Source organism: Pseudomonas sp. NPDC089752 (assembly GCF_044748725.1).
GTDB lineage: Bacteria > Pseudomonadota > Gammaproteobacteria > Pseudomonadales > Pseudomonadaceae > Aquipseudomonas.
In genome coordinates this window covers 474,388-483,713 of record NZ_JBIVGP010000003.1, presented here as the reverse complement: position 1 = coordinate 483,713, position 9,326 = coordinate 474,388, and the positions used below count along the sequence as shown (strand labels likewise).

8 protein-coding genes and 1 pseudogene are annotated in these 9,326 nt (G+C 59.6%); 6 read left to right on the top strand and 3 right to left on the bottom strand.

Annotation, left to right across the window (positions count from 1 at the left end; all coding sequences use genetic code 11):
- Positions 1-319, top strand: a pseudogene (locus tag ACIPZF_RS07450) (hypothetical protein); the annotation flags it as partial.
- 562 nt (positions 320-881) lie between these two features.
- Here the strand turns inward: ACIPZF_RS07450 and ACIPZF_RS07445 are convergent.
- Positions 882-2,375, bottom strand: a complete 1,494-nt coding sequence (locus ACIPZF_RS07445; protein ID WP_400797100.1) for a CoA-acylating methylmalonate-semialdehyde dehydrogenase — start codon at positions 2,373-2,375, stop codon at positions 882-884.
- A 72-nt stretch (positions 2,376-2,447) separates the two neighbouring features.
- A complete protein-coding gene (locus ACIPZF_RS07440; protein ID WP_400797097.1) occupies positions 2,448-3,794 on the bottom strand; it encodes an aspartate aminotransferase family protein in 1,347 nt (448 codons plus the stop codon).
- Positions 3,795-3,912: 118 nt separating this feature from the next.
- On the opposite strand from ACIPZF_RS07440, the gene ACIPZF_RS07435 reads away from it, so the two are divergent.
- From ACIPZF_RS07435 to ACIPZF_RS07415, 5 genes are all read left to right on the top strand, one after another.
- Positions 3,913-4,830 carry a LysR family transcriptional regulator gene (locus ACIPZF_RS07435; protein WP_400797095.1) on the top strand — a complete coding sequence of 306 codons (918 nt, stop codon included), beginning with the start codon at positions 3,913-3,915 and terminating at the stop codon, positions 4,828-4,830.
- Between the two features lie 90 nt (positions 4,831-4,920).
- The gene (locus ACIPZF_RS07430; protein ID WP_400797092.1) at positions 4,921-5,583 is read left to right on the top strand and encodes a TetR/AcrR family transcriptional regulator; all 663 of its coding nucleotides are present in this window, start codon (positions 4,921-4,923) and stop codon (positions 5,581-5,583) included.
- Positions 5,584-5,592: 9 nt separating this feature from the next.
- Positions 5,593-6,177, top strand: coding sequence for an IMPACT family protein (locus tag ACIPZF_RS07425; protein ID WP_400797089.1), 585 nt, complete (start codon positions 5,593-5,595; stop codon positions 6,175-6,177).
- A gap of 366 nt (positions 6,178-6,543) precedes the next feature.
- Positions 6,544-7,230, top strand: a complete 687-nt coding sequence (locus ACIPZF_RS07420) for an SDR family oxidoreductase (RefSeq protein WP_400797086.1) — start codon at positions 6,544-6,546, stop codon at positions 7,228-7,230.
- Between the two features lie 83 nt (positions 7,231-7,313).
- Entirely contained in the window at positions 7,314-8,267 is a 954-nt protein-coding gene (locus tag ACIPZF_RS07415) for an adenosine deaminase (RefSeq protein WP_400797083.1), read from the top strand.
- Positions 8,268-8,278: 11 nt separating this feature from the next.
- Here the strand turns inward: ACIPZF_RS07415 and ACIPZF_RS07410 are convergent, their stop codons facing one another.
- Positions 8,279-8,986, bottom strand: coding sequence for a transcriptional regulator (locus ACIPZF_RS07410; protein WP_400797081.1), 708 nt, complete (start codon positions 8,984-8,986; stop codon positions 8,279-8,281).
- Positions 8,987-9,326 lie beyond the last annotated feature (340 nt).

Below are 9,326 nucleotides of genomic sequence, written 5' to 3'. Positions count from 1 at the left end.
CATGATCAAACTCTTCAGTTCAATACTGCTTGGGTTTTTAAGAAACCCTAAACTTGGCTCAGCAATCTCAAATGACTATGTGATTTCTCGCATGGCCACTTGTGATGCTGATAATCTTTTTGACTATCAGTCCGTACTCACAAGCACCCACACGAATTGCTTGATTCAATTTGTTAAAGAGCGTTTGGTTAAGAGCTTTTCGTCTCAACCGAGGCGCGCATTCTACGCTTTCCTCAGAGCCTGTCAAGCGTTTATTTTGAAGTTTTTTGCGAGAAACTCGTTTAGCTTCAAACACTTGGCTCGCTGCGATCTCTCGTAGCGGGAGGCGAATTCTACAGCGTTTAGAAGCGCTGTCAACCACCTTTTCAACCGCTTGCGATCATTCGATCGTAGCCCTTTCAGCATCGTTTGGATCATCTAACTCATTGAATCTCAAGGAGTTTGTTGTTCCGATGTCGCTGGAAGTGGGGCGCATTATAAGGGGAATCGAGAGGGGGTCAAGGGTTAATTTCATTTGATTGAAATATTTCTCGCTCGCCGTGGCGCCATCTGCGTCCATGAGATCGAGCGCCGCCCGCGCGGCGCATCGCGAGCAACGCTCGCTCCTACGTTTGTTTCCGGCCAGTAACGTCAGTGACAGACGCGCGCGACCGCCTTGTTTGTACGACTCGGTATCGCGTGGGGCACCAAGGCGGCCGCGCGCAAATCTCACAGACATAATTGGCCGGAAACAAACGTAGGAGCGGATTTTATCCGCGATGCGCCGCGCGGGCGGCGCTCGATCTCAAGAACGAAAAAAACCTCAAGACAAGCACCCGCCAGCAACGCCCAAAAAAAACAAAGCGGGGAGGCCTTTCGGCCTCCCCTCTTCACTTCATCCCTTAAAGGCTAGGGAATGCAAACTGCGACGCCTCATGGCTCGCACGCTGCGGCCAGCGCTGGGTAATCGCCTTGCGACGAGTATAGAAACGTACCCCATCCGGACCATATGCATGCAGGTCACCAAACAGCGAGCGCTTCCACCCACCAAAGCTGTGGTACGCCACCGGCACCGGCAACGGCACGTTGACGCCAACCATGCCCACTTCGATCTCGTCACAGAACAACCGCGCGGCCTCACCGTCACGGGTGAAGATACAGGTGCCGTTGCCATACTCGTGATCGTTGATCAGTTGCATGGCCTGCTCCAGGCTGTTCACACGCACCACGCACAACACGGGGCCGAAGATCTCTTCTTTATATATACGCATTTCAGGGGTCACCTTATCGAACAAGGTGCCACCGACGAAGTAACCATCTTCATTACCCGCTACGCGCAAGCCACGGCCATCCACCACCAGCCTGGCACCAGCCGCAACACCGTCTTCGATGTAACCGACCACCTTGTCCCGGGCTGCGGCGGTTACCAGCGGCCCCATGTCCAGGCCACAAGAAGTGCCAGCGCCGATCTTCAGCCCCTTGATCTGCGGCTCCAGCTTGGCAATCAGTGCATCGGCAACCTGGTCACCCACGCACACCGCCACGGAAATCGCCATGCAACGCTCGCCACACGAGCCGTATGCCGCCCCCATCAGCGCGCTGACGGCGTTGTCCAGATCGGCATCCGGCATCAGCACCGCATGGTTCTTCGCGCCGCCCAGGGCCTGCACGCGCTTGCCGCGCTTGGTACCTTCGGCATAGATGTACTCGGCGATCGGGGTCGAGCCGACGAAGCTCAGCGCCTTCACTTCTGGCGCCTCGATCAGCGCGTCCACGGCTTCCTTGTCGCCATGCACGACGTTGAGGATGCCTTTCGGCAGGCCGGCTTCCAGCAGCAATTGGGCGATGAACAAGGTCGAGCTAGGGTCACGCTCGGACGGTTTCAGGATAAAGGCGTTACCGCAGGCAATGGCCAGCGGGTACATCCACAGCGGGACCATGGCCGGGAAGTTGAACGGGGTGATACCGGCCACCACGCCCAGCGGCTGGAAGTCGGACCAGGCGTCGATGTTCGGGCCGACGTTGCGGCTGTACTCGCCCTTCAGCACTTCCGGCGCCGCGCAGGCGAATTCGACGTTCTCGATGCCACGTTTCAGTTCTCCGGCGGCGTCTTCCAGGGTCTTGCCATGCTCTTCGCTGATCATCTGCGAGATGCGCGCTTCGTTCTGCTCCAGCAGTTGCTTGAAGCGGAACATCACCTGGGCGCGCTTGGCCGGTGGGGTATTGCGCCAGGCCGGGAAGGCAGCCTTGGCCGAGTCGATCGCTTCCTGCACGGTCGCACGGCTGGCCAGCTCGACCTTGCGTATCGCCTGGCCCGTCGATGGGTTGAAGACATCGGCGGTGCGCTCGCCCTTGGTAACCAGCTCGCCGTGAATCAGGTGCTGAACAATGCTCATGAAAACTCCAGATAAAGAAGGTTGATACCGGCGCGCAATCGGCTCACGCGCCTTACGTCAAATTCGGAAAGATCAGTCGACCTTGTTCAGCGCTTCACCGACCGCGTCGAACAGGCGGTCCAGTTCCTGCGGCTGGGTATTGAAGGTTGGGCCGAATTGCAGGGTGTCGCCACCGAAGCGAACATAGAAGCCGGCTTGCCACAGTTTCATCGCAGCCTCGTATGGACGGACGATGGCATCACCGTCGCGGGCAGCGATCTGGATCGCCCCGGCCAGGCCGTAGTTGCGGATGTCGACGACGTTCTTGGTGCCCTTGACGCCGTGTAGCAGCTTCTCGAAGTGAGGTGCCAGTTCGGCAGCCGATTGCACCAGGTTTTCCTTCTGCAGCAGGTCGAGCGCGGCGATACCGGCGGCGCAGGCGACCGGGTGCGCCGAGTAGGTATAGCCGTGTGGGAATTCCACGGCATATTCCGGGGTCGGCTGGTTCATGAAGGTCTGGTAGATCTCACTGCTGGCGATCACCGCGCCCATCGGGATGGCGCCGTTGGTGACCTGCTTGGCGATACACATCAGGTCCGGGGTGACGCCGAAGGCTTCGGCGCCGGTCATGGCGCCCATCCGGCCGAAACCGGTGATCACTTCGTCGAAGATCAGCAGGATGTTGTGCTGGGTGCAGATTTCACGCAGGCGTTTCAGATAACCCTTCGGCGGAGGCAGTACACCGGCAGAACCCGCCAGCGGCTCGACGATCACTGCGGCGATGTTCGAGGCATCGTGCAGTTCGATCAGCTTCAGCATCTCGTCTGCCAAAGCAATACCGCCCTCTTCCGGCAGGCCCTTGGAGAAGGCGTTCACCGGCAACACGGTGTGCGGAAGATGGTCGACGTCGAGCAACTGACCGAACATCTTGCGGTTGCCGTTGACGCCGCCCAGGCTGGTGCCGGCGATGTTCACACCGTGATAACCACGCGCGCGGCCGATAATCTTCGTCTTGGTGGCCTGACCTTTAAGGCGCCAGTAGGCACGGACCATTTTCAGCGCGGTGTCGGCGCACTCGGAACCGGAGTTGGTATAGAAGACATGGTTCAGATCGCCCGGTGTCAGCTCGGTGATCTTTTCGGCCAGCTGGAACGACAGCGGGTGGCCGAACTGAAAAGCTGGGGAGTAGTCGAGGGTATTGAGCTGACGCGTGACTGCGTCGGCAATCTCCTTGCGAGTATGCCCGGCGCCGCAGGTCCACAGACCGGACAGGGCATCGAAGATCTTGCGCCCTTTGTCGTCGACCAGGTAATTGCCTTCGGCTGCCACGATCAGGCGTGGGTCGCGATGGAAGTTGCGGTTGGCGGTGTAGGGCATCCAGTGCGCATCCAGCTTGAGCTGGCTGGCGATACCGGCGGTGGCGGTTTCGGGCATGTTCATCGGCGGTTCCTCGAAAGACGATTAGGCAACGATGGCTGTTGTTGCAGCTAAGTTGGCATGCGGATAAAGTCTGGAAAAGCCTGCATTTCTAATCTTCAGGTAGTACAAGACTAAACTTATGAGCCGACGCCCCGACCCTCTGGCACAAGTCAGCGATTTCGACATCCGCCTGCTGAAAATCTACCGAAGCGTAGTTGAATGCGGCGGTTTCTCGGCCGCTGAAAACGTGCTGGGCATCGGTCGCTCGGCCATCAGTCAGCAAATGAACGACCTTGAACAGCGCCTCGGCCTGCGTCTGTGCCAGCGCGGGCGCGCCGGCTTTTCGCTGACAGAAGAAGGCCGCGAGGTCTATCACTCGGCGCTGCAACTGCTCAGTGCGCTGGAAACCTTTCGCACCGAAGTCAACGGCCTGCATCAGCATTTGCGCGGCGAGCTGAATATCGGCCTGACCGACAACCTGGTGACCCTCCCCCACATGCGCATCACCCATGCCCTGGCCGAGCTCAAGGACCGCGGCCCTGAGGTGCGCATCCAGATCCGCATGATCGCGCCCAGCCAGGTCGAGCAAGGCGTGCTCGACGGTAGCCTGCATGTCGGCGTGGTGCCACAGACCAGCCCACTCTCTGGCCTGGAATACCAGCCGCTGTACAGCGAACGCTCGCTGCTCTACTGCGCGGTCGGCCACCCGCTGTTCTACGCCGATGACCAGCAGATCATCGATGAACGCCTCAACGGCCAGGAAGCGATTGCGCCGACCTTCCGTTTGCCGGCCGATATCCAGGCCCACTATCAGGTACTGAACTGCACCGCCAGTGCCTCTGACCGTGAAGGCATGGCGTTTCTGATCCTGACCGGCCGCTATATCGGCTATCTGCCGGACCACTATGCGAGCTTTTGGGTTCAGCAAGGCCGCCTGCGCGCACTCAAACCCGACCAGCGCTTCTACGACCTGAGCCTGAGCTGGGTAACACGCAAAGGCCGACGGCCGAATCTGGTGCTGGAAAGCTTTCTAGATAGCCTGGCTGCGACACGCTGATGCCTGCTTGTGACGCTAATGCTTGTCACTTGTGCACAGGCAGGTAATCTTGTCCGACATCCGTTGCCACAGACCCGTACGGAACCGTCCATGACCCTAGAAGTCCCTGCGCATCGCCCTCCCGCCTCGGGCAAGCCCGCCGGCCGCATTCGCCAGAAGAACGAGCAGGCCATCATCCAGGCCGCCGAAGACGAATTCGCCCGCCATGGCTTCAAGGGCACCAGCATGAATACCATTGCGCTTAAAGCAGGTTTACCCAAGGCCAACCTGCACTACTACTTCACCAACAAGCTCGGCCTCTACATCGCCGTGCTCAGCAACATCATCGAACTGTGGGACAGCACCTTCAACGCCTTGAGCGTCGAGGACGACCCCGCTGCGGCGCTGAGCCAGTACATCCGCACTAAAATGGAATTTTCCCGGCGCAATCCGCAGGCCTCACGCATCTTCGCCATGGAGGTGATCAGCGGCGGTACCTGCCTGACCGAGTACTTCAGCGCCGACTACCGCGAGTGGTTCCGTGGCCGGGCCGCGGTATTCCAGGCCTGGATCGAAGCGGGCAAGATGGACCCGGTCGACCCGGTGCACCTGATCTTCCTGTTGTGGGGCAGCACCCAGCACTACGCCGACTTCGCTACCCAGATCTGCCAGGTGACCGGCCGCAGTCGTCTGACCAAGCAGGACATGGAGGACGCGAGCAACAACCTTATCCACATCATTCTCAAGGGGTGCGGCATCAAGCCGATCGCCTGACATCTATTTATGCCCTCTACCCTGCTCGACCTCTGCGAGTTTCGCGAGGACATCCGCAAGAGCCGCTTCATCACGTTTGCGGGCCCGATCACCAGCGCCGCCGAAGCGATGAGCTTCATCGAACGCCATAGCGACCTGGCGGCCACGCACAACTGCTGGGCATGGAAGCTGGGCGGACAATATCGCAGCAACGATGACGGCGAGCCTGGCGGCACGGCCGGCAGGCCGATCCTGGCAGCCATCGAAGCCCAGGACTGCGACCAGGTGGTGGTGCTGGTGATTCGCTGGTACGGCGGCATCCAGCTGGGCACTGGTGGTTTGGCTCGGGCGTATGGCGGCGGTGCCAACAAGTGCCTGCAGCAGGCGCCGAAAAGGCTGTTGGTGCAACGCAGCGAGTATTGCTGCAGTTGCAGCTTCAGCGAATTGGCGCTGGTGAAATTGCGTTTGGCAGAGGTCGATGGCCTGGTGCTGGATGAACAGTTCACCGCCAATGGCGTTGACCTGCAGATCGCTGTTGGTCTCGCGCATATTGGCGTGTTGCAGCAGCAACTGGCGGACCTCAGCCGCGGCCGCATTCTCCTCGAAGCCTGCTGACGGTTGCTCACAGGTACTGTGGGCCTGCCTGTGGATAAGCTTGGGGCAATCTTGTGTAGCCCAAGCTCATCAAGGCCTCCAGAGCATTGAGCATATTTTGATCACTGTTTGATGACAAGCGTAAAGCACTGAGTCATGGGGAGTTATCCCCAATGTGTCAAGCAGAAGTCACCGCAGCCAAGAAGTACCTTGCACACATTAACTGTGGACCACCCTGTGGATAACCCGTTAGCCACCCAGCCAAGCGCCCGTCTTCGCAAGGCCAAACGCCAGTGATCATTTTTTAGGCAGGTGCGATCTGGGCGTACTTCCATGACCTGCAGTATGCTGGCTTCCTTTTCTCAACACCGATAAAGGAATGTTCCAATGGCAACTTCAAGAACTGCCCTCATCATCGGCGCCTCTCGCGGGCTTGGCTTGGGTTTGGTGCAACGCCTGCAGGAAGACGGCTGGAACATCACTGCCACGGTTCGTGACCCGAAGAACCCCGGCGGCCTGAAGGATGTGCCGGGTGTCCACATCGAACAGCTGGAAATGAATGACACCGCGCAACTCGACGGACTGAAGCAGCGCTTGAACGGCCAGGTTTTCGACCTGGTGTTCGTCAATGCCGGAATCATGGGCCCACTGCCGCAAGACATTGAAACCGTAAAGCCCGAAGACATCGGCAGCCTGTTCATGACCAACGCCGTGGCACCGATCCGCGTAGCCCAGCGCCTGGCCGGTCAGATACGTGAAGGCAGTGGCGTGCTGGCGTTCATGAGCTCGATCCTGGGCAGCGTCACCATCCCCGACGGCGGCGAAATCCCCTTGTACAAAGCCAGCAAGGCGGCACTGAATTCGATGGTCAACAGCTTCATCGTCGGCCTGCAGCGCCCCGATCTCTGCGTGCTGGCCATGCACCCAGGTTGGGTGAAGACCGACATGGGTGGTGAAAACGCCGAAATCGACGTGCTCACCAGCACCCGCGGCATGCTCGATCAGATCAAGGCGCAGAGCGGCAACGGCGGCCTGCACTTTATCAACTACAAGGGCGAATCGCTCACTTGGTGAGCCGATTGGCGACCAGCCGGGCGCAATGCCCGGCCAGGCGCTGTAGAATGCCGGCAACCGTACCTGATTCGAGACATCCCCCTATGTATGACTGGCTCAATGCCCTGCCCAAGGCCGAACTGCACCTGCACCTCGAGGGTTCGCTGGAACCCGAGTTGCTGTTCGCCCTGGCCGAGCGCAACAAGATCGCCCTCCCCTGGAACGACGTCGAAGCCCTGCGCAGCGCCTACGCCTTCAACAATCTGCAGGAGTTTCTCGACCTCTATTATCAGGGCGCGGACGTGTTGCGCACGGAGCAGGATTTCTACGACCTGACCTGGGCCTACCTGCAGCGCTGCAAGGCGCAGAACGTCATCCACACCGAGCCATTCTTCGACCCGCAAACTCACACCGACCGCGGCATCCCATTTGAAGTCGTGCTCAACGGCATCGACAAGGCACTCAAGGATGGCCGCGAACAACTGGGTATCAGCAGCGGGCTGATCCTTAGCTTTCTGCGCCACCTGAGCGAAGACGAGGCTCAGAAAACCCTCGATCAGGCATTGCCTTTCCGCGACGCGTTCATCGCAGTCGGCCTGGACAGTTCGGAAAAAGGCCACCCGCCTAGCAAATTCCAACGCGTCTTCGACCGTGCCCGCAACGAAGGCTTCGTAGCGGTAGCCCATGCCGGCGAGGAAGGCCCACCCGAATACATCTGGGAAGCCCTCGACCTGCTCAAGATCAAGCGCATCGACCACGGCGTACGTGCCATTGAAGACGAGCGCCTGATGCAGCGCATCATCGATGAGCAGATCCCGCTGACCGTATGCCCGTTGTCCAATACCAAGCTCTGCGTGTTCGACCACATGAGCCAGCACAACATCCTCGACATGCTCGAGCGTGGCGTGAAGGTAACGGTGAACTCTGACGACCCGGCCTACTTCGGCGGCTATGTGACCGAGAACTTCCATGCCCTGCACACCCACCTGGGCATGACCGAAGACCAGGCTCGCAGACTGGCGCAGAACAGCCTGGACGCACGCCTAGTCAAGCCGTAACGGCGTAGCGGTTAACCCACCTGCAACGTCTGCACGCGGGCAATGCGATTGATCTGCTGTACTCCCAGCGCAGTGATCTGCAACGCCCGCGTGTCTTCGGCTTCGCGAATCCAGCCTGACTGCAGAAACAGGCTGAGCAAGGCCCGCCCCAGGCTGCCACCCAGATGCGGCCCTTGATCGCTCCACTCATTGCAATGGCAAATGACGCAGCTGCGCTTCTGACGCGGTGCCAGCGCATCGATGTAGACGCCAATATTCGCCAACTGCATGCGCCCCTCTTCGCTGACCATCAGTTGCTGTTCGTTACCTTCCAGCCAACCTGCAACCACTAACCGGTGATACAGCTCACCTGCCAGCTCTCCCCCCAGATGATCCCCACAACGACGTGCCCGACGCATCGACATCGGCAGTTGCAAAGGTGCCGTCCGCCCACCCTTGTCACGCCCGAGCTGTACGCTGGCCAAGGCTTCAACCGCCGCACCTACCTGGGGCGTCGCCAGCCTGAAGTAGCGTTTTCGCCCACGCGCTTCCAGCCTGAGCAGACCTGCCGAGGACAGCAATGACAGATGTGCGCAGGCCGAGGATGAGGTCAACCCGGCCATCACTGCCAGCTCATCGGTCGGTCGTGGGATGCCATCGATCAACGCCCATAACATTGCACTGCGCTTGGGGTCGGCCATCAGGCCGGCGATTTGACTGATACTGCTGACTGTATTCATGTCCCTTCCACTCCCTGCAAAACCCCATGTGATTTTCACTGGCCAACCTTGGCAATAGCGCTTGCCAGCCAAGCAGCTGCCGGCCTGTCACGGGCCAGTATAAGCCGCACTATCGCCTTCTCCGGCAGCCGCGCAGGCAGCCGCACGCCTGCAAAAAGCACTTGGGTAGGGCCACCCTCGCACCATTTGCAGATGTAGGCTGCAGGGGCGATGAAAGGCAAAACGGCTGTAAGCAAGCGGGAAGCGGCAACGTACTAGGAAGCGTTACCCAGGGCTGCCAGAGACTCTACCGGCAGCACTGCACCAAAATTCGCGCAAAAGAAGCAGACTCTTCCTTACC

Bases quoted from the DNA above. Each gene is read 5' to 3' on its own strand.
- ACIPZF_RS07445 (WP_400797100.1), bottom strand. From the start codon at position 2,375: ATGAGCATTGTTCAGCACCTGATTCACGGCGAGCTGGTTACCAAGGGC.
- ACIPZF_RS07420 (WP_400797086.1), top strand. From the start codon at position 6,544: ATGGCAACTTCAAGAACTGCCCTCATCATCGGCGCCTCTCGCGGGCTT.
- ACIPZF_RS07440 (WP_400797097.1), bottom strand. From the start codon at position 3,794: ATGAACATGCCCGAAACCGCCACCGCCGGTATCGCCAGCCAGCTCAAG.
- ACIPZF_RS07425 (WP_400797089.1), top strand. From the start codon at position 5,593: ATGCCCTCTACCCTGCTCGACCTCTGCGAGTTTCGCGAGGACATCCGC.
- ACIPZF_RS07415 (WP_400797083.1), top strand. From the start codon at position 7,314: ATGTATGACTGGCTCAATGCCCTGCCCAAGGCCGAACTGCACCTGCAC.
- ACIPZF_RS07430 (WP_400797092.1), top strand. From the start codon at position 4,921: ATGACCCTAGAAGTCCCTGCGCATCGCCCTCCCGCCTCGGGCAAGCCC.
- ACIPZF_RS07435 (WP_400797095.1), top strand. From the start codon at position 3,913: ATGAGCCGACGCCCCGACCCTCTGGCACAAGTCAGCGATTTCGACATC.
- ACIPZF_RS07410 (WP_400797081.1), bottom strand. From the start codon at position 8,986: ATGAATACAGTCAGCAGTATCAGTCAAATCGCCGGCCTGATGGCCGAC.